Source organism: uncultured Methanobrevibacter sp. (assembly GCF_902771435.1).
GTDB lineage: Archaea > Methanobacteriota > Methanobacteria > Methanobacteriales > Methanobacteriaceae > Methanocatella.
Genome location: NZ_CACXXB010000025.1, coordinates 1 through 21240, shown reverse-complemented (window position 1 = coordinate 21240; position 21240 = coordinate 1). Strand labels below are relative to the sequence as shown.

General features: G+C 32.8%; 26 protein-coding genes. 19 read left to right on the top strand and 7 right to left on the bottom strand.

Going from position 1 to position 21240, the window contains the following annotated elements:
* Together QZU83_RS07720 and QZU83_RS07715 are read right to left on the bottom strand one after the other, a co-directional pair.
* A partial coding sequence (locus QZU83_RS07720) for an Ig-like domain-containing protein (RefSeq protein ID WP_295611015.1) occupies window positions 1–2232 on the bottom strand: 2232 nt, incomplete at its 3' end.
* 161 nt (window positions 2233–2393) lie between these two features.
* Window positions 2394–2708 carry a hypothetical protein gene (locus tag QZU83_RS07715; protein ID WP_295611013.1) on the bottom strand — a complete coding sequence of 105 codons (315 nt, stop codon included), beginning with the start codon at window positions 2706–2708 and terminating at the stop codon, window positions 2394–2396.
* Between the two features lie 489 nt (window positions 2709–3197).
* Between QZU83_RS07715 and QZU83_RS07710 the strand changes: the two genes are divergently transcribed.
* The 12 genes from QZU83_RS07710 to QZU83_RS07655 all read left to right on the top strand — a co-directional run bounded on the left by QZU83_RS07710 (window position 3198) and on the right by QZU83_RS07655 (window position 10982).
* A complete protein-coding gene (locus QZU83_RS07710; RefSeq protein WP_295611011.1) occupies window positions 3198–4388 on the top strand; it encodes a hypothetical protein in 1191 nt (396 codons plus the stop codon).
* Window position 4389: 1 nt separating this feature from the next.
* Complete coding sequence (locus QZU83_RS07705; protein WP_295611009.1) at window positions 4390–5160, top strand: hypothetical protein; 771 nt, start codon at window positions 4390–4392, stop codon at window positions 5158–5160.
* 65 nt (window positions 5161–5225) lie between these two features.
* Window positions 5226–5417 carry a hypothetical protein gene (locus QZU83_RS07700; RefSeq protein ID WP_295611007.1) on the top strand — a complete coding sequence of 64 codons (192 nt, stop codon included), beginning with the start codon at window positions 5226–5228 and terminating at the stop codon, window positions 5415–5417.
* Entirely contained in the window at window positions 5414–5563 is a 150-nt protein-coding gene (locus QZU83_RS07695; protein WP_295611005.1) for a hypothetical protein, read from the top strand. The genes QZU83_RS07700 and QZU83_RS07695 overlap by 4 nt, the downstream gene beginning before the upstream one ends.
* Window positions 5564–5815 (top strand): hypothetical protein, encoded by a 252-nt coding sequence (locus QZU83_RS07690; protein WP_295611003.1) that lies wholly within the window; start codon window positions 5564–5566, stop codon window positions 5813–5815.
* A 24-nt stretch (window positions 5816–5839) separates the two neighbouring features.
* Entirely contained in the window at window positions 5840–6106 is a 267-nt protein-coding gene (locus QZU83_RS07685; protein WP_295611001.1) for a hypothetical protein, read from the top strand.
* Window positions 6096–6692, top strand: coding sequence for a hypothetical protein (locus QZU83_RS07680; RefSeq protein ID WP_295611000.1), 597 nt, complete (start codon window positions 6096–6098; stop codon window positions 6690–6692). The genes QZU83_RS07685 and QZU83_RS07680 overlap by 11 nt, the downstream gene beginning before the upstream one ends.
* A gap of 13 nt (window positions 6693–6705) precedes the next feature.
* Window positions 6706–7662 carry a hypothetical protein gene (locus tag QZU83_RS07675; protein WP_295610998.1) on the top strand — a complete coding sequence of 319 codons (957 nt, stop codon included), beginning with the start codon at window positions 6706–6708 and terminating at the stop codon, window positions 7660–7662.
* Between the two features lie 3 nt (window positions 7663–7665).
* Window positions 7666–8778: a hypothetical protein gene (locus tag QZU83_RS07670; protein ID WP_295610996.1), complete on the top strand. Its 1113-nt coding sequence runs from the start codon at window positions 7666–7668 to the stop codon at window positions 8776–8778.
* Window positions 8779–8793: 15 nt separating this feature from the next.
* The gene (locus QZU83_RS07665; RefSeq protein WP_295610994.1) at window positions 8794–9840 is read left to right on the top strand and encodes an Ig-like domain-containing protein; all 1047 of its coding nucleotides are present in this window, start codon (window positions 8794–8796) and stop codon (window positions 9838–9840) included.
* Complete coding sequence (locus QZU83_RS07660; protein WP_295610992.1) at window positions 9841–10701, top strand: hypothetical protein; 861 nt, start codon at window positions 9841–9843, stop codon at window positions 10699–10701.
* An 8-nt stretch (window positions 10702–10709) separates the two neighbouring features.
* Window positions 10710–10982, top strand: a complete 273-nt coding sequence (locus QZU83_RS07655; protein ID WP_295610990.1) for a winged helix-turn-helix domain-containing protein — start codon at window positions 10710–10712, stop codon at window positions 10980–10982.
* 2 nt (window positions 10983–10984) lie between these two features.
* Here QZU83_RS07655 and QZU83_RS07650 read toward each other — a convergent pair whose 3' ends face one another.
* Window positions 10985–11239 (bottom strand): type II toxin-antitoxin system RelE/ParE family toxin, encoded by a 255-nt coding sequence (locus QZU83_RS07650; protein ID WP_295610988.1) that lies wholly within the window; start codon window positions 11237–11239, stop codon window positions 10985–10987.
* 1 nt (window position 11240) lies between these two features.
* Window positions 11241–11462: a hypothetical protein gene (locus QZU83_RS07645; protein ID WP_295610986.1), complete on the bottom strand. Its 222-nt coding sequence runs from the start codon at window positions 11460–11462 to the stop codon at window positions 11241–11243.
* Between the two features lie 362 nt (window positions 11463–11824).
* Here QZU83_RS07645 and QZU83_RS07640 point away from each other — a divergent pair, with 362 nt between their 5' ends.
* From QZU83_RS07640 to QZU83_RS07610, 7 genes are all read left to right on the top strand, one after another.
* Window positions 11825–12310, top strand: coding sequence for a hypothetical protein (locus QZU83_RS07640; RefSeq protein ID WP_295610984.1), 486 nt, complete (start codon window positions 11825–11827; stop codon window positions 12308–12310).
* A complete protein-coding gene (locus tag QZU83_RS07635; protein ID WP_295610982.1) occupies window positions 12307–13245 on the top strand; it encodes a hypothetical protein in 939 nt (312 codons plus the stop codon). The genes QZU83_RS07640 and QZU83_RS07635 overlap by 4 nt, the downstream gene beginning before the upstream one ends.
* 9 nt (window positions 13246–13254) lie before the next feature.
* Complete coding sequence (locus QZU83_RS07630) at window positions 13255–14181, top strand: hypothetical protein (RefSeq protein WP_295610980.1); 927 nt, start codon at window positions 13255–13257, stop codon at window positions 14179–14181.
* 72 nt (window positions 14182–14253) lie between these two features.
* Complete coding sequence (locus QZU83_RS07625; protein ID WP_295610978.1) at window positions 14254–14652, top strand: hypothetical protein; 399 nt, start codon at window positions 14254–14256, stop codon at window positions 14650–14652.
* A 178-nt stretch (window positions 14653–14830) separates the two neighbouring features.
* Window positions 14831–16102, top strand: coding sequence for an AAA family ATPase (locus QZU83_RS07620; protein WP_295610976.1), 1272 nt, complete (start codon window positions 14831–14833; stop codon window positions 16100–16102).
* Window positions 16095–16631 (top strand): hypothetical protein, encoded by a 537-nt coding sequence (locus tag QZU83_RS07615; RefSeq protein ID WP_295610975.1) that lies wholly within the window; start codon window positions 16095–16097, stop codon window positions 16629–16631. The genes QZU83_RS07620 and QZU83_RS07615 overlap by 8 nt, the downstream gene beginning before the upstream one ends.
* An 857-nt stretch (window positions 16632–17488) precedes the next feature.
* Window positions 17489–17773 carry a hypothetical protein gene (locus tag QZU83_RS07610; protein ID WP_295610973.1) on the top strand — a complete coding sequence of 95 codons (285 nt, stop codon included), beginning with the start codon at window positions 17489–17491 and terminating at the stop codon, window positions 17771–17773.
* 2 nt (window positions 17774–17775) lie between these two features.
* Here QZU83_RS07610 and QZU83_RS07605 read toward each other — a convergent pair whose 3' ends face one another.
* The 3 genes from QZU83_RS07605 to QZU83_RS07595 all read right to left on the bottom strand — a co-directional run bounded on the left by QZU83_RS07605 (window position 17776) and on the right by QZU83_RS07595 (window position 20633).
* Window positions 17776–18033 carry a hypothetical protein gene (locus QZU83_RS07605; RefSeq protein ID WP_295610971.1) on the bottom strand — a complete coding sequence of 86 codons (258 nt, stop codon included), beginning with the start codon at window positions 18031–18033 and terminating at the stop codon, window positions 17776–17778.
* A gap of 950 nt (window positions 18034–18983) precedes the next feature.
* Window positions 18984–19721, bottom strand: a complete 738-nt coding sequence (locus QZU83_RS07600) for a transposase (protein WP_295610969.1) — start codon at window positions 19719–19721, stop codon at window positions 18984–18986.
* A gap of 27 nt (window positions 19722–19748) precedes the next feature.
* Entirely contained in the window at window positions 19749–20633 is an 885-nt protein-coding gene (locus tag QZU83_RS07595) for a hypothetical protein (protein WP_295610967.1), read from the bottom strand.
* Window positions 20634–21240 lie beyond the last annotated feature (607 nt).

Here is a 21240-nt window from a genome sequence, read left to right as displayed (position 1 = left end):
TGAAGCATTTTCCATAAATTCATCATACATTTTGATAGTGTTTAGTGCAGTTAAAAAAGTACCATATGAGGCTTTCATGAATCCAACAGGAAAACTACTATTTAATCCAATATAATAATCTAAATCGTTGTTAGTTATCTGTTTATCTGTAATTGCATATGTTTGGATTACTTCAAATGAATTTTCAGGGTTATAATGTTTACCAAAACTAATCCATTCGTCTTTCATAATTGAAGTCCCATTTATTTTAAAATGTGTGTGAATCTTTTCTTTAGTTGGAAAATTACTAATTTTAAGCATATTGTCAGAATATACAACTGATTCTCCGGTTTCAGCAAATCGTAAATATTGATAATTGTTAAACTTATCATATCTACAGGTCATCACATCTTGATGATGCCCTAAATCATTATTAATGAATGCAAATCTCACGCCAGTTTCATCCCAGCCTACTGGATTTGTAAAACCGATACTTAATTTTGTAACTCCGTTCACCACCAATAATAATTCTTCATAATCAGGATATAACATTCCATAATATTCTTTTTGCCGGTATACTGCGCTTATTTGATTAATATCTTCATAAACAAAACTGGAATAAGTAAAATTCGCATAATCTGAATTACTTGTAATGTGTAAATTAGATAACTCTGTAATACTATAATCCAAATTCTTTGATTTTATGTTATTTGTATTAAATTCATAGCTATTAGTTTCTGTTAAAACTATATACTCTCGTGTAACTGGCATTTTTACTTTACCCCCAGCACCGCCTTGCGCAATATATTCTGGCTTAAGGTAACCTGGAACTAGACGCCATGCATTTGTTAAGTTTACATAGTTTGGAATAATTAAGCTATATTCAAATTTAGTTAATTTTGAACATATTTTCAAATTAACAGTTTTATTAACTTTTTCATAATGATTATTTGAAAACATTACATTAACAACATAATCTCCAGGTACTAAATCGACACCATATGCAACTCGTCCATTGGAATCAGATGTAAATTTATAAATGTTATTATTAACAAAAAATGTTACATTTTGACCAACTAATGGCTGATTATTACTTTTAAGGTATGCATATAGGTAATTGCTCTTGTTATATTCACAAGTTAAGTTGTTAACAATTAAATCTACAGGTATTGGTTTAATAGTAATATTTACTTGTTTACTACATGTTGTATAACCAAGTTTTGAAAAAGAAACTGTAGTTAAATAGGTATTGGGTTCTGCTTGAAATGATAAATATGCTAAACCATTGGAATCAGTTTTGGAGGTATATGTTTGCCCATTAAAATTAAAAACTATATCTTGATTGGATAATGCATTATTATTGGATTTAAGATATGCGGATAATACATTATTCTCACCATATTGACAAGTTAAATCATTCACAGTTAAACTTGTAGGGATACTTTTGACTGTTACGGTTACTGTCTTTTTACTTGTTACATAATTTGAATTTGTAAATGAAATTGTTGTGGTGTAATTTTTTGGTTCTGCTTTGACGGTTAGAGTTGCAACTCCTTTTGAATTAGTTTTTTGATTATAGTTTTCACCATTAAAGTTAAAAACAACCGTTTTATTTGTTAGGACTTTTCCATTTTTGTCTTTTAGTGTTGCTTTTAACTTATTGTTGCCATCACCATATGTGAATGCAAGATTATTTGCGGTTAATGTTGTTGGCATTTTTTTTACTGTAACTTTTGCTGTTTTGCTGCTTGTTTGATATCCGCTTGCTTTGAATGTGAATTTCACGGAGTATGTTCCTGGTCCTTTTTGAACATTCCAACTGACGCAACCTTTGGAATCGGTTGTACGTGAGTAAGTTTTACCAGAATAATTTACTGTAATCTTTTTCCCAGTTAATGCTTTGCCGTTTGAGTTTTTTAAATAAGCTTTAAGTGTTGTTCCGTCTTGGTAATACTTGGTAACGTCTTTTGCAGTAATAGTTGTTTTAACTGTAGAACTAGCTTTTTTTACAACATTACTGGGTTTCGCATTATTGTCTTGAATTTTAACATCGGATGAATTTTCAATTTTTTCATCAACATTATTATCATCTGGTGAACCCTCTATACTATCAGAATAGATATCATCTGATTGATAATCAACGCTTAATGTATCATTTTCGACTGCATTGTCTGAAACTGCATAGGTGCAGTTTAAACAAATTATAAAACAAAAAAATATTAATATACATAAAAATTTATTTATATTCTTCAAATTTACACTCCTTTAGTTTAATAGTAATAAAGTTTCATTTATTGAGTTCATGACATATATTCTTTACGGTTAGGGGTGTTTAAAAAATAAAGAAATATTCTAATTATAATATAATTAGAATTTTTTAAGAAAATTTTTAAGAACATGCAGGTTTTTTACTATTATTTGTCTAATTTATACTCTATTAATAAATAATCTCCGTATTCTTCAATTTTACTTTCGTGTTTCATAAATTGGTCTAGTTTAATTATTACTTCTGGATCATCAACATTGTGAAGTTGTAATCCCAAATAGCTTTTTGAAGAATTAGTAACTTTTAATTCATCTTCATTCAAATGGGTTATCTTTCTGAGACGTGTTTCAAGTTCTTTTTGGATGTTTGTGTTATCGTTTTTTTGTTTTATTGCTTTTAGAATATCTTCGATAGTTATTTTCTCATTTGATTCATCAAGTTTCTTTTTATGTTCTGGATTCATTGTTATAATCTCCTTATTAAATAATTTCAGTATGTTCTTGCAATTGGTTTTAATTTAAATTTATTTTATTTTGATATCACCACCATATCTGCCATTATGGATATTAAAAGTTAATTTTTAATCCATATTTATTATATGATGTTGTGAATGGTTGTATTTAAATTTAACTATTTAATTGATTTTAAAAAACTATTTAACTAGTTATAGACATTCTATAATCCTATTTATATGTTTTTGTCATTTTGCTATTAAAATATAGCAAAAAAGAAAATATTTTTACATTGGTATTATTGAAACCATTAGTTGAACTATTTGAATTGTTCCATGAATTGTATGTTTGATATTTTTCGAAAGCTGGTTTTCATTGACAAATTAGTGATGTTTATGTTATTCTGATTTTGATATGATTGTTGGAGTCGTTAATGCCAATATTTGATATTACTTTTTTTATTATATAATTTATATAAAAAGGATAATAAAATATTAATTATGACATTGCAGAAAAAATTACAAATCAATATTGTCATGACTAATTACAACCAAAGAAGCGGTAACTATTCATCCACCTATGATTATATCTATTTGGACAAGTTAGCCAGCACTGCTTATTCCAGTTATTTCAGAAGTGATTTGAAAAACCTGAAGATTAAAACTTCAAACGGTAGTGAATGTCAGGTATTATACATTCCATCTTATGGAACACAAGGCGCAGCAATACTTGCAAGAGTTCCTGTGAACCAGATTTCACAAACCACAAAGCTACTCTTGGATGTTTATGATACAGGAACATCCTTCTCAAGCACTTTATCAACTGGCGGTGATGTGATAATGTTTGATGCAAACTCTGATACATACTCACAATTTTTCATGAACTACTCAGGTTTAAGCATCAACATTGATTCAACAGATGGGGGTCATTTTTTAAGAGCTGGATTTGTTCCCAACCTTGAAGGAACATCTCCAACTGATTTAATCACAAACATTGCTTCAGGTGGGAGTTTAAGCAACGGCCGTGTTACCATTGCAAGATTTAAAAGAATTGCCGGTAATGTTAGTGTTAATGATAATGCAACATATCATGGTACAACAACCGGAAGTGTCATGATGCAATCAGATTTAAATCTCACAATTGATCAGGCGAATTTGAAGTCCACCCTCCTGACATTTGCAGATAATGAAAAATCATATTGCATGTTTAACGGAGCCGAAACTCTGGTAATGGCCAGTTCCTTTGATGCTTATGCTTCAGGAAGTGACGGGGAAGGAGACTGGAAACAATACCATATACATGGCCGTGTAGGAACAGGAACGTCAAATACATCAGATTATCTTGAAGGGTTTCTCAGAAACAATGCGACTAAATTTTATCAAAACAGTTACGCTGAAGTGCAAATTTCTCCGGAATGGTATGCAACAACAAGTTTTGAAGAATACAATTATGTTGATTTAAAATGGCTAATCATATTTCCATCCCCATTATTTGCAGCCAATGGCATTCCTCAAGTAACAGTAACCAAAAGAGATAAAACAGGCATCCGTTTATATAAAGGAAGTCATGAATATACCAAAGCCTACAAAGGCTCAACGTTAATGTGGGATGTTAATGATAGTGACATGGACGATACTGGACTTCATATTCCAGATAAGATAATTAACCATAATTGGGATTGGGTGTTTTAACATGATTGAAGAATACAGACAAACAATCGGACATAATCGTGGATATCCGACAGGATTAAACCATGAAGAGAAAATGGATGTAATAGCTTGCCTACTTGATGAGGGCGAGAAGTTCTATGTTAATGAAGAGCATACGGCCTGGATTTCAGAAAACCAGTGCAGGGTTGGAGAGATGGTAACATTAGATGAATCCTCAACAATGGAGCATACAATAGTCAGAAAAGCTAAAGCTGGTGAACTGGCTTTTGGTTATCTCTTAGGTAAAGTTCAGGTCAGAAGTTCCGGTCACACTCTTGTTACTGTGGCAGTTTTAGGTGATGTTTTCAGATTGAAACTGAAAAGACCTGCACCTGCAGATATATTGCCGAATACCAGAATCTACATTGACAGTGACGGTGAATGCAATCCGGTTGAAGGCCATGATCTAAGGCTACTCTCAATCGTTAATCTAACGGAAAATGAACACACTGATTACATTGGAGTTTATCGTCAGATGTCTGAGGTTGAAATGTATCCTGAATCTCAGAACTGCATTGACCTTGGAGACTGCAGTTTTGAACAGGATGAAATCACACATGTGGTGAACATGATCGTGCCTAACGAATCCAACATCATGGCTCAGGTCAATTATGTCAAGGATGCTGATGGGGTCACTTATTGTGAGCTTCCGGACGTGGCTATTGTCAATAATGTCAGATTTGTCTGGGAAGACAACAAGCTCTACATGGAATGGGAAGGTTGTGATGATGACCAACAAGTTTATTTTATATAAAATAAATAATAAATTATATAATAAAATATATAATAAAAAATATAATATAATAGTGAGGTTTACACATGACAATAAGGAAACTTGTCGGAACTTTAGAAAACAAAGGACCATACATTGACGCATCAACAGGCCACTGGTTTTACTGGAACGGCACAAAATACGTTGATTCAGGTTATCCTTATGCCATCAAACCCATTATACAATTTAAAATCGAAGACGGAATATTATATTACTCAATTACATGGGAGGCACAATGAAATACATAAAATACTTTGAAACAATCGAAGAATACGAATCCTGGATGAAAATAGAAGAAAACGCCGAAGAAGTTTACCAGTCAGAAGAAAAGATTTGCGTTGACGGAGTAATCTTAACTCACACATACAAAGAGGAGGAAATATAAATGATTTATGAATTCCTGGAAGCAAACAGAAAGGACATTGACATTTTAACTTCATTTCTTGTTACAGCTATTCCAATTGTCATGCTTTATTCAGAAGCATTAGGCATAAGTGAAAACACTGTTTCTTATTGTATTCTCATGATAATATTGGGCATAGCCAGTCATTATGCAAGTAGAATTAGGGGTGAAGGAGATGTTGAAGACGCAAAACAAAAAGCTAAAAGAGTTTTGGGCTATCCTGAAAAACAATAGGCTTCTCTGGAGGATATTGTTATCATGAACAAAATAAAAAAGAAAATCTTCATTTGCAACTTTACCAAAACAATTTCAAGTGCTGTTTTAACGGCGATAGCTATCAACATTATCATGACCAATGCTACAAAGTATGCTTTAATTGAAGGACTATTGCCGTTTACATTGGCCATCGTTATTGTCGCATTAATCGATTTGTATGAGTATAGATGTGAGCGTGAAGATAAGATTAATTTGGATGAACTGGAAGATAGAATTGAAAAATTGGAAGGTAATCTTGATGAAAGGTAAGATTCTAATTGCAGTTCCAACCTTTGAAAACATCAAGCCTGAATGCTTCAAAAGCATTTATGGCCTCACAAATCCTAAGGGTTTTAATCTTTATTTTGATTATGTGAAAGGCTATGACTGTGCACGTGCAAGAAACGAAATAGCAAAGCTTGCACTTAATTATAACTTTGATTATGTGCTAATGATAGATTCAGATGTCAGTGTTCCAAAGAATACTCTCAATAAGCTATTGGATTGTAAAACGGATATTGCTTTGGGATGGTATTTCAAGAAAAGAACAAAAACAGATGAAACAGTCATCTTTGATTTTGGAAAAGACTTCAACAATCAAAACATGATCTATGCAAAAACATTAATGGAAGCTAATAATCCGTTTGATGTTAAAGGCGGTGGCCTTGGAATCAGTCTCGTTAATGTTAATGTCTTTAGAAAAATGCCATACCCATATTTCAAATATGTAATCTATGATAATGATACAGTACTTTCTGAAGATTTGTATTTCTGCAGCGAAGCAAGAAAATATGGAATGAATATCAAATGCAGCCCAAACGTTAAAGGAGACCACATATACGAAGTGTTAATGTAAAAAGGTGATGTTAATGACAGACCAAATCGTTTTATTGGAAGAAAGAAAAGAAATCACTACATTCTTACTCGATGATGGAGATATAACCTCAGATAATGTAGTGACCGCAACAGGTCAGGATATCGGATATGAATACACAGATAAACTTCACCCTGAAGATACAGTTACAATTTCTCCAAAATCACAAATAGGAAAAGAAATGGTAAAAAGATACACCGCTGAGGATAATCAAGTGCCCATTGGCATAATCGTTAATGATCCTGTTGTAATGGATAGTGGTCAAAGAAAAGCCAGTATTTTAGTCTTAGGCCAACTATACAGGCTCAAACTGGCAAGTAATGTTTATGATATTTCACCTGCCGATAAAATCAGACTAAGTGAAAATGGCGCTATCAAATCAGATGATGGTGGATTTTTAGCATTGCATCCGGTAGTAGATTCAGATGAATACAATTACGTTAACTGTTTTAAAATAGCTAGTGCGGGAAGTACTGGAGAAACAGGTGAAAAAGGCGATACTGGAGATACTGGGCCTGCAGGACCCAAAGGAGATACTGGAGATACTGGAGCTACAGGCGAAACAGGTGCTACTGGGGCAACTGGCGAAACCGGAGATAAAGGCGATACAGGTGAAAAAGGTGATACTGGAGATACTGGTTCTAAAGGGGATACAGGTGCTACAGGTGAAAAAGGTGATACTGGTGAAACTGGAGCTAAAGGGGATACAGGTCAAAAAGGTGACACAGGAAACACTGGTGCTAAAGGTGATACCGGAGCTACAGGGCCTAAAGGTGACACTGGAGATACTGGTGCAACCGGTCCGGTTAATCTTGCAAGTGCATTGGATACAACAGACACAACCAATGCCATCAAGAACGCACCGGTAGCTACAGCAATTCAAAACTTACAAAACAGCATTGGAGCAATAACAGCAGCACAAACTGCCAACTTGACTTTACTTGGGAGCTAAATCATGACATTCACACCTCCGGACCTTTTAGATGTATTAACAAATGAACAGACAATGAATTCAAGATTAACCACATTTAGAAATGATGTTAAAGATATTCTTGATGAATCGGAAATTACTTATTCAAGTGATTTGGGAATTCTTGGACTTTTAAGATTGCTTCCAGTTCCAGATCCCCAATCAATTGAGTTCAACTGTTATGAGTCATGGCTAACTAAAGACGGACCTCAAGGTCACGCCAAAAGTGCAAACATGTATATTATCGTGAGAGATAAGAATGATGTTTCTATGAACGGCATTGATGTGGTACTTCAAAGAAAACCCCTTTCAGGTGGCAATTGGACAACCGTAACTTCAGGAAAAACTCCATTATCATATACGGCAACTGCAGATGCAAACCGTGGAGGCTATATCTACAAGGCTTATGTTACTAATAAACCGTCTGTCAGTGCTGAGCATTCACTTCCGCAATACTACATGAACTACTTTGAAGATGAGGAATATGTAGACAATATTCCACCTTCCCTATTAAACACAAGCAATCTTTTAAAAGCCACTAACGTAAAATCCGTAGATACAACTGGTCTGGCCTATGAGGAAAACTATATTGAGGTTGTTGCCAATCAAGCGGGAGTTATGAAAGGAGCAATCATGATAAACAACACTCCAACAATTCTTGGAGCCAACAGCAACACTCATGTATATATAGGTTATGACATGAGCCGAGGAAACGTTCCGTCATCAACTCAATTGAAAGGCTATGGCGGAGGGTTTGTTGGAAACGGCAGCAGGGATTCAGTTGGAGTATTCTTTGACAACTGCGATGTTGATTTTGATACTGCCTATGACTTTATGTTTCTTGGCTCACCGAGTGATGCGGGATATACGGTTGCCGGAAGCGTAAGGGAATGTTACGTGGATATTGAAGGTGGAAGTTCAGGAAATTACACATACTACAAAACTGCCGACGGCAGTGTAAGCCATTATGCCGGATACTGGTACGGTTCCGAAATCGGAAATACATATGGATCATGCATTGTATTTTACGCAGACAACATGGTCGCAGATGAAAGACTGAGAATACCAATAAAATACATTAGGGCGGTAGCTCCATAATGAGGTGAATATTTTATGAGCATTGCAAGTAATGTCATTGACGAAAACACAAAACTGGGAAATGCAAGAACAATCCTTAGAGAAAAGCTAGCCGCATGGAACATTGACTATAACAATTCAGACACACTATTCGAGCTTTTGAAACGATGGAAATACACAGATAATCTATTGTCAGTAGCAATATTTTATCCGTCTGAAAATGAATGCATTGCTGGAGCTGAAGTCACAGCTGGTGCAGTGATAAAAGATGGTGATAATCAGCCAATTGAAGGCATGCCGGTTAAAGTAACATGTGGGGGACAAACATATGATATTCTAACAGGCACTAACGGAAGAGCTGAAGTCACTCTAACAGTTGGCGTGGCAGGTTCAACATTTTCAGGAACAGTAACTGCCGGAAACCAGTCAGAAAGCTGGAAATATGAAAACATAAAGCTGTTCGGAATGGAAGAGGACAATCCAGATGATTCAATGTTTGACATCATAAAATATCCCGTAGATATTGAGCTGACATTGGAGCCATATGAATACGACACAGGATATAATGATTCAGGATTGCTGGTAAGCAAACAAACCAACAGTGCAAGCGCAGTATTTCTAATTCCAAAAGGAACACCTGCCATCACTGATTCTGGAATTCATTTCAAATGCGGAATGGTTCAGAAAAAAACAAGCAATCAGGGATGGGGCGATGCAATATGCCTTTTAAACTCCAAAGAACTGTCTCACACAAGAGACACAAAGATACTGGAGTTAGGCGCTTATGCCGCCAAAAAAGGAGTGAGATATTCCACTTCAGACCATGTAATAAGAGACATTAGTGTCACAACAGGACAGCTGACGCTGGATTCAAAATGGTACACATTCGAGTTCTACTATGATGATGGATACCTTGAAGCAACAATCAAAGACGGTTCAACAACAGTTTTTAGCTATACTGGAGATGTATCCGAAAGCATAGCATTTGACAGCTATTATCCTGCATTCATGATTTACGATGCAGGGGGAAGCATGATATTTAACAACATACTAATCGAAGCATGGACACACGAGGTGGAATAAATGGTGCAAACAGAATGGATAGCACTCGGAAGAGTAGTGGGAGATACAGGCCAAAAAGGAGACACTGGTGATGCATTTAAATATGAAGACTTCACTTTAGAACAGCTGGCCGGATTGAAGGGTGAAAAAGGAGACACAGGACCGGCAGGACCAAAAGGTGATACAGGTGATAAAGGAGAAACTGGTGAGACTGGCAGTAAAGGAGACAAGGGAGAGACTGGAGCAACTGGCGAGAAAGGAGACACTGGACCTAAAGGAGATACTGGAGACACAGGAGCTACTGGAGATACTGGACCGGCCGGGCCGACTGGGGCGACTGGAGCTAGCGGCACTAGCGTTACTATTAAAGGTTCGTATAACACTTACCCGGAAATGATAACTGCTCATCCGACAGGCAATCTCGGAGATAGTTATATTGTAAACGGTTCCCTTTATGTTTGGAATGGAAACGCTTGGGATAATGTAGGAAACATAAAAGGAGATACTGGTGCAACTGGGGCTACTGGGGAAGGTAGTGATGAGGAAGCTGGATGGAAACTGCCGGTCGATGAGATATTGACAACTACAACCTTGCCGACTGGTGTCAGTGCAGGTTACCGTGTAGCTATTGTAACAAGCTCTGTCATGGCCATTAATGAGTATGATGGAAGTTCATGGAAGACAGAATCGCTTGATGCATATTCGGTGATACCATTGAAACATTCCGGAGGCATACAGATGTATCTTGCAAAATCATCAGGTCCGGTCTATATGGGTGTTGAATATGGTGTCTTTGGAAAGTTCAGGTTCATGACGCAAGCAGCATACAATGCATTAGGTAGCTATGACAGTGATACAATTTATTTTGTAAGAAGTTCATAAGTGATATCATGGAACTAACCGATGAAATCTTAACCGAGATTAGCTATGTTCAAATGTCAAAATACCGAATAAAAGTAATGAAAGCTTTGGATGGTGATGTTAAAATTCCTAGTGTCATTGCTAAAGATTCAGGGATTAAGACAAATCATATTTCAAAAATATTGTCTGAGCTGAAAGCACATGAGCTGGTTGAATGCATTAATCCGGAAGTTAGAAAAGGCAGGTTGTACAGGTTGACTGATAAAGGTGAAGAAATAGTTAATGAATTAAAAGAAGACTAAAGCTAGTGGTATGCTTTAGATCTATCTTCAATTCGTCCAATATAAATGCAATCATTTTCCACTTTAAAACATATTCTATAGTCTCCTTTTCTTGCCCGTTTATATTTTGGATATTTTTTTACTTTTTCATAGCGTATGTCTTGGGGATTTTCCATTATCTCTTCTAATTTTTCACGGATTATTTTATATGCTATTGGATTTTTCTTTTTATAATTTTTCAATTGTTTTAAAGCGGAGCGCTTAAATTCAAGTTCCATATTAATCATCTAGGTAAGCGTCAAGTTCATCTAATGAAGAAAAGTGAACTCCTTCTCCGTTTTCAAATTCTTTATCTGCTTCAATTAAATCTTTAATTGCCTGATATTCTTCATAGTCATCTAATAGTTTAGTAATTATGTCATTAAAGGAGTCATTCTTATGGCCAATGTCTGCTAATCTTTCATGGTTTAATAAACTGACTCTGATTGCTTTTGTTTCCATATTATATCACCGATTATATATTTGTCCTAGGAGGTATATAAAGTTTACACAGTATACATTGTATACATTATCAACAAGATTTTAAATTACAATTTTTTATTAACTATAATCTACAAATAAAATTATTGAAGGCAAATTAGTTTCACTCCAACATTTGTTTTCAAGATAGAAATAAGTCATATCTATTTCTAGGACATTCCATTATACTCTATTTTGGCTTATTTCTATTCTATCCCTTATTTTGAATTATTTATCGTTAATGTTGATTATCACTAAATTTTTAAAAAAGTAGCCATAATATATAAATCTTTATATATTATAAATAATAAATTATATAATAAATTAAGTGGAGGAAAAATTTAATGGCAGATTCAATTATATTGCTTGAAGAAAGAAAAGAAGTCACTACTTTCTTGTTGGATGAAGGCACCATCACTGCAACTACCGTTACAACTCCTACTGGAGAAACTCCTGGATATGAATATGCAGGGGACAAAGTTAAAGTTGATGATGCTGTAACACTCTCTGGAAATTCAGACATTGGAAAACCGACAGTTAAAAAATACACTGCAGCTGAAGGTGAAATCATTTTAGGCATTGCAGTCAACGATCCTGTCACCATGACTGGAGGCAGAAGAAAAACTTCAATTCTGGTTTTAGGGCATCTGTTCAGATTAAAATTAGCTAGTGGATTATCAAACATTAATGTCAATGACAGAATTGCTTTAACAAGTACTGGAGCAATCAAATCTGATGATGGGGAATACATTGCAATGCATCCAGTAGCCAGTTCAGACGATTACAACTACATTGAAGTATTCAGACCATATGACATAGGTGAAGCATGATAACAAAAGGAAACGATACAAAAGTGCAAAATGAGGTAATTGCCCAAACAATTACTGATGAGTCAGCCAAAAGATTGAGATTGGCAAGACTATTTCCAAAACAGGAAATCAAGGAGAACTCCGATTACTATACCTACTTCAGACAGAACATCAATCTTGATGATGCAATCAAACGTGGACTTTTGGGTGAAGCAAAAGACCTGGCACCAGGAGCATCTCTGCAGGAGTTAAACATAAGAAAACCTGTAACAGACACTATCAGCATTGACACAGTCGGAGGAGTATTAAATGTCAACAAGGATGTATTTGACAGTGACAGAATATCATTTGAAGACTTACTAGCGGATGTGGCAACACTCATTGCCAATAAAATCGAGTCTAACATTTACAATACTCTTGTAAGCTCACCTAAGGTTCCAACATACAATACCACACAAACCGAAGATACAATGGAAGCATTCGGACAGTTTGTCATCAAGGCACAGGAAGCATTTAAAGGCAGTTCCGGTGCAGGCGCTGATTTGACAATAATGGTGGAATCCTACAGGACATTAAGCTATATTAAACAATTGGCATATATTAGCAATAAGCTGGTTCAGCCGATAGAGGAAATACAAAGCTATTACGGTGTGGACAACATTGACTTTCTTGGAACAACCCATGCAGACGGAGGAGCAATGCTTGGAGAAAAGGACTACATAGCATTTGACTTAAGGAATGCACCGTTGACAGTACTCTATTCCAAATCCTCTGGAACTACTGTTGCACCGATTACATCAGATCCAGATATTGCTGATTTTTATCCAATCATTGAAATCATGAGAAAAGACATTTATGATGAGCTGCCGCAGTATACAAAACTGTTCATCCAGTCCAAGGTTGGAATATTGTTGAACAAACCGCATCTTGCCCTTACAGGTACATGCAGACCATAGGTGATATTAATGTTAACTAAAGGAAACAATGCTAAAGTTCAGGATGAAGTGATGGCGCAGATTGTAGCAGACACTTCAGCCAAATGGATGAGATTCACAAGACTGATTCCAAAACAGGAAATTGAAGAGAACTCCCAATATTACACTTACATGTCCCAGCGCGTAAATATCGATGAGATAATAGCAAAAGGGCAATTGGGCGAAGCTAAAGATGTTGCGCCTGGAGCAACACTTCAGGAGCTGAACGTAAGAAAACCTGTAAGTGACACAGTATCAATCGATACAATAGGTGGCGTGTTGAATGTCTCAGCACAGATGCTTGACTCTAACTTGATAAGCGTCCATGACATGCTTCAGGATGTTGGAATATTGATTGGAAGAAGCATAGAGCAGGCTGCCATCAACATGATTTTAAACAATGATAAAGTAGCAACCTACAATCACACTTCAGGTGATGACAGCGGAGTTACCATCCTAAAGGCTCAGGAGAAATTCAAGGAATCCGCCGGAAGCTTCTGTAACCTGAACAGTATGGCGGTTAATTATAAGTCATTGACTACATTAAAGTCAGACATGTTTGCAGCGAACAGACAGGTCGAACCGGTAGAGGCAATCAAATCATATTATGGCATTGATAATATTGATTTATTGGGCACTGCGGTTTGTGACGGTGGATCTGAAATTGCCGAGAAAACATACATCGGTATGGACTATCAAAATCCTGGAATGAAACTATTGTATTCAAGAATTTCAGGAACAACCGTTGCACCGCTAGGTCCTGACGGGGATGTGTATGATTTCTATCCTTTGATTGAATTCATGCGCAAGGACATCAGGGATGAATTGCCGATGTATACAAAGTTATTCATACTTACCTCTGTTGGTGTTTTGATGAATGCACCTAATAGGATTATTAAAGGTAAGTTCAGGGCATAAATAGTTGGGAGTTAATTCTCCTAGCTAAACATATTTTAGATAGGGATTGTAATATATAATTGAGGCAATAAAATGAAATTAATACTAGATAGTGAAAATTCACATCCAACAACAATAACAGTTAAAGGAAAAGAGATAACATTGCTGTTAATTGAATCTAGTATTTTAATCGATTCATCTCAAATTGCAAAAATTTTTGATAAAAAAGAAAAGACCGTTGCCACAAAGGTTCAAAAATCCGGACTTGAGAAATACGAAACAGAAAATGTGAAGCTATTGAAAAATTATGGATTGATGAATCCTGATGCTGTTAAGCCAAGGCCTTTTTATGATTTAAGGCAAATTCTTGAAGGGCCTGCTGAATATTATTTCAAACAGATTGATGAAGTTGATTTAATTGAGGTTATTGTACGTGTAGCTATTGGAAAGCACCGTGAATGGATTCATAATAAAGACATTGGGAAGTTTTAGTTAACAATCCTTTGAAAAATTTAGTTTCACGCCATGCAATCAGTTATTTTTTAGCTAGGCCGTCTAATGAGCATTTAAAAAAGATTTTCCAGTGAATTCTTTATATAATGATTATGTTTATATACATTCATAATCATAAATTATTTTAAATTTACAAAAAAAAGTTGTTGTGATTTTCATGAGATTGTCAAAAATTGAAGTTAAAAATTTTAAAACTTTTAAAGATGTATCTGTAGAATTTAATAAATCCAATCTTTTAATAGGATCTTGTGCTGCAGGTAAATCCAATTTTGTTGAAATTTTTGATTTTTTAAAAGACTTATCACAGGATTTTGATAAAGCATATAGAAAACATGGTGGACCATACTTAAAAAATCTTAATTTAAACTCAGATGACAATCCAACATGTTTGAAAGTTTCATTTGACGATAAAGAATTTGGAGGTATTAATTTTGGTTTGTCCGACCTTCAAAAAGAATTAAAAGAAGATGAAAGCATCACTCTACAGTTTAAAGATTTCTCCTATGAAATATGTGTTAATTTCAAAGAGTGGGATTATGAAATCCTATCTGAAAAATTAGTGTATAATTTTGATGTATATAAATTTAGTGAAGCAGATTTTGAGGTTATTTCTCAAAATACTCTTTATATAAACAATATTCATGGGGAATTTACAGCTGAATTAAAAAAAGAAGAGGAATATTTCACAATAACTAATCTTATTCCCGAAGCAATGTTGGATGTAGTGAAAAATAATTTTAAACTGAGAAAAATCCCATTAATCAACTCTCCATTATCTTCATTTCCTATTCCATTAGAATTCACTTTTAAAGATATTGAATGTTACAATTTCAATCCACAATTTTCTAAAGGAGTTAGTGAAATTAATGGAGACAATAATTTAGCGAAATATGGTGAGAATTTAGCAGCCATTTTAAATAAAATATTTAAAGATGAGGATAATAAACGTAAATTCCTGAATTTAGTCAATGATTTACTTCCATACATTGAGGATATTGGAATAGACCAATTAAATGATAATCAAATGATGTATTCAATTACTGAAGTAAATAATATGATTGAAATTCCTTCATTTTTCATTTCTGATGGAACAAGCAATGTTATTTCATTAATTGTATCATTATATTTCGATGATTCAAGGTATTTATTCATAGAAGAACCTGAAAGGAATATTCACCCTTCCCTACTTTCTAAAGTTGTCGACATGATTGGTGAAGCTTCAAAGAATAAACAAATTTTTGTAACTACACACAGCCCAGAGATTTTAAAATATATGGATTTAAATGATGTTTTGTTTATTTCAAAGGATGAAGAAGGATTTTCAAAAATTACAAAACCAGTCAATAATGAGACAATTGCTCCTTTCATTGAAGAATTGGGTATTGATAAAATATTCATAGACAATTATCTGGAGTGGGAAGATGAGTAGTTTGAGAATATTACTTGAAGGAAATGATGATCAAAGATTCATAGATAATGTTATAGTTCCATATATTTCACAAATTAAGCCTTCAATGATTTTAACAATTAAATATGCTGAAGAAAGAAAAGTTGATGTTGATAAAACAATTCAAAAATTTGATGCAAAAAATCATAAGTATATTTTATTGGAGGATTATGATTCTTCGGATGATTGTATTACTTTGAAAAAAGAAGATTTAATAGAGGATTTTAATCATTTAAATAAGGATGTTATTTTCATTGTCAAAGATGAGATTGAAAGCTGGTTTTTAGCAGGTATGAATACTGATTTAGAGATATTTAATGAGTTTGAAATACCTGATGATACTGAAGGAATAACAAAGGAAATGTTTAATGACATGATGAAAAATAGTCATTTTGACTCTCGTATCGATTTAATGAAAGAAATTTCTAAATCATATGATTTTGATTTGGCAACTAAACGGAATAATTCATTTAAATATTTCATTGAAAAATTAGTAAAAATACTCAATTAATAGAATCAAGATATTAATTGTTTCATTTCAAATTGCTAAGATTTTTGATAAAAAAGGAAAGACTATTGCAACTAAGGGTAGAAATCTGGACTGGAGAAATACGAAACAGATAATATGCATCTATTGAAAAAATGGAGTGATGCATTCTGAAGCAATCAAACAAGACCATTCTATGATTTAATGTCGATGTTGGAAGATTAGCTTATTATTACTTCAAAGAATATAGAATTGAATTATGGATGTTATTATTGGGGAGCTATTGAAAACAGCGCGAAAGGATTCATAACATGAACATTGATTAAGTTTAAATCTATTTAAGTATTCTAAACACACATTTCTGATATATTTATTTTTTTAAGGAGGACAATTTGGGATTTAAACCCCAAAAAAAATAATGGCGGAGTTTTTTTTATTTAATTCCATATGTGGATATATTAAAAATAGAATATATGGTACAGTTTAAACAGCAAAATATACAGATGGGAAAAAAGTTTCAAAGAAACAAATGTTCATGATTCACATATTAACTGTTTAAAAAACCTCACACTCTATGCACAAAGTATTTAAATAATAATTTACCATTTTGGAGTCTTGTTGAGACGCCAAACATTTTTCTCAGTTGAAATTGCATATTATCTTATTTCCTCTTTGAAAATAATGTTTTTAATTATAAAAAATTTAATTTTACAAAATTTTATTATAATTAAACAATTTTGTATATTAAATAATAATAAAAATAATGTATTTTATGCACTTTTATTAAATATTCATTAAATTTGTAAATATTGGGGGAAAGTTTATATAATTGAGGGTAGTATAATAATTATTATCTATATTTTATTTTTTGGAGGAAAATCATGAAAAAATCTAATGTATATGATGACTTTATACCTACACAATTTCTTAAAAAAGATTTTAAATTATCTGATGTTTTAGATAAAGATTTTTTAGATTCTATCAAACATGCATTTGATTGTGATGATGTATCGGTTATTAATTTATCAATATTAATTAATAATAAAGATTCTGAAAAAGAGATTGTTTCATTTAATTATAAAAACGAAAAAGATAAAGAAAATAATTTAGTTTTAGTGGATTTAAATAGAGAATCTTCATTTAAAAAAATAAAAGATATATTTTAGTTTTATTGGTGGTTATTTTCCATGGTTTTCGAAGAATCTTTAATTGGGGACTGTCCGATAAGTCCATTATTATTTTCTTGAGCAACTGATGCAGACTCATCCACACCAACTGCATTTTCATTATTACTTACTAAAATAGAATCATCCATATCGGATGTTAAATTATCTACAGCATTATCGGATGCTGCGCTAATAGCACTGACACCACACAATAACACCATAAATAATGTGAATATGATTAAAAAGTTTTTAATTTTCATAATCAAGACCATTCCTTAACGGTACAGGCTTGTGAAAATAAATACCCTTGCATTCGACATACGTATTACTTGAATTTTTGTTTATCATAATAAATCACGTTAAACTCCACTGTTTAAAGCAATTATTTTTGTTTGATCGAACAATACATCCACATTATTGAAATATAAAGATTGAACGAAGAATTTTATTAAAATTCAATGTCTTTAAACAAATTATAGATAGATTAGAGCCAAATCAAATTCCTCTAAAATGTACCATTCGACTAAACATAAAATTCATTGAATTTCAATATTGTATATTTAAATAAATAAAAATTTATAAAATATCAAAATTATTTAAATACTACGATAATTACTTTATATCTACTAATATTTAAAGATATTTGTTAAAATTTAAAAATAAAACTAAATAACTACATATTGCTTAAAACTAAAATTGGGGGGGGGAAATTAGAAATAAAGAAAATAAACAAGAAAAATCATAAAAATAAGACAAATAAGAAAATATCTATATTAAATAAAAACAAGTCAATAATTACACTGGAATATGCAAAATATAATAGAAAATACATTTAATTTTTGCCAAAATATTTATTAGATAATATATACTTAATTAACTGAATACTAGATTGTTAAATAAGATAATCAGGACCCATTCTTTTTTTAGAAGAGGTTGTAAAAAAAATATAATGACCAAGTATAATACTGATTCATTTAAAAAACTCAAATTCAATTAAATAAGTCTCTGTTTTTTATGAATCCGCATTAAAATTGTAACAAAATTTAGATGTAAATATCTGTCTATAAAATCAAATTATATTGAATAAAAACTCAGGGATAATGAGAACAATCATCTTTTTGTTTTTCATTAACCTTTATATTATTTCAAGATTAACATGAGATAATTTTTACCTCAAATATATATCAACTTACTTTTTTTCAACTAATTTTTAAATTTTTAAATCGACAATAACATCCTCATTACATATGAACTTATCTTTCCAATTATCAAAAATACCCATATCAACACGACCACAAGCTTTTTTTGCTTTCTTAATCTCATTTAGAATGGTTTTTAATACATTAACGTTCATGTGTTCATCTATTTTTTTCACATTGTGAGTTATTGCAGTCAATGTCAACTCATCATTTACTCTTTTGACCCCTCGGGTTTTTATGCCTCTGAAGTTTCGAGACTCCTGCAGAGCTGCAAAAGCACCTTCAGCATTGGGAGCCCTGCCTTTGTAAATTTCCTGACCCCAAGGTGAACGGTAAACTGATTTAATATTATCCAATACACCATCATCACGTACACTAATTTCCTTTTTGTTTTTGCTTTTTGTGGTGCAAACCTGATTATATGGGCAACTTTTACATTCCTTTGTTGAATAAACACGGTATTTTACACCCTCTCTGGTTCGGGTGTTTTCGTTTCGTGTTAAAATACAACCATATGGTCCAATATATACGTCATTTTCTTCATCATAAAAGAAGTTGTATGGCTTGAATTTTTCTTTTTCTAACTCTTCATCTGATTTGTAGCGATAGTAACTGGGATTATATTCTTTTCTTAATTCTGCTTTGGTTTTTGATGCTGAAGTTGTGTCTGGAATGACAATTTCAGTTGGAAGAGTGTGCATTTTATGCAGGCTTTCTATGTGCCAGTAACCGTTGTCAACGCAGAGCACATATTCATCAGTACCTAAAATTTCATTTTAAATTCCCACCATACGTAATGCCTCTTTTCTATCATTGGAGCTTTGTGTAATGTAGTGTGCAGTTATTAATCCGAATTTGCCATCTACTGCTAGTTGATAGTTGTAATTAAATCCCCAAATTCCATCCTTGTCTTTCATGTTGCGTGCATCGGGATCAATTATGCTAATGGGATTATTTCCATTAATGTTTTCCTCCATATGTTCTATTCTCATCAGCACTTCCCTTAAAGCATCACTGCCATTTAAGGATTTTTTAAGTAAGTGAATACCATTTGAATGAATCTCTTTTTTCAATTTCTTGATAATTGGTTCAACTTCATCGACATACTCTTCATTTTCAAAGTATTTTTTCATTTTAAACCATAATCCATCTTCAGTTTGGTTACTGCTATGTTCAGTTATGAAATCTTTCAAAAAGTAAAGTTGATTTTTATATAATTTTTTAAACTCATTGCAATATCCTTTTAGGAAAGTTCCATCCTCATATTGAATATCTCCATTCATCAAACCAGTTTTAAGGCCAAATTCAACAATAAAAATATCAAACAAGTCTATCAGTTCACTAAAGTCATTTAAAAATTCATTAATGCTGCTTTTTCCAGGTTTTTTGCAATTCAAAAAAATGTTGCAGGTATCGTCGTTTCGACTCCACCATTTTTCCAAATTCCTGCAACTGATAATATCATTCATATGACCCCAACAAACAAAAGGAAGCATAATATCCGGAGTATAAATCCTAGGCCTCCCATTATACTGTTTTTTAAATAATCTAGGATTCAGTTCTTTAAAGATTCTGAACAGATAATAAATTGTAAAAAATAAACCTGCTTCTTTGATATTTTGACTTGGATCATCACATCTCCAATAACATTGCCTTTCCATACTCATTTTAATCCAAAACTCCAAATATTAAATAACAAGCCAATTCAAAGAAGTTTTCCAATTGAAGAGATAATGGAAAAAAATAAAAAACATAACACCAATAGTAATATTCAGTGAAGTGAATTTATTTTTATTTCTTTGAATTTGATTGTGTGTTATGTAATAATTATAAATTCCTTCACATATAAGTATAACTCTTTTTAAGCCAAAATAAAGCATTTAAACAAATAGAAATCAAATTAAAGGCATATTGGTATGATTAAAAATGAACCAATTACATATGCATAAAAACAAATAAACAAAGAAAAAATCCAATGAAAAACAATCAAATTGAACATTAATCTTCAATTAAACAACAATAACATGATAGAAAAGGCAATTTCCATAAAAGGAAAACAAAAATAGACGAATTCAAATAAATACGAAAAACCAACTACTAAAACAAAATGTATTATAAAACCAACAATAAGTAATACTTAACTATCACTCACACTTATCGGACAATCCCATAACTTGGTTGGTACTGTACCGGCCAAAACATCCTATGAGGTTATATAATCCTATGGGCATCAAGTATATAAAAGTTCTATCCATTACTTATTATCAA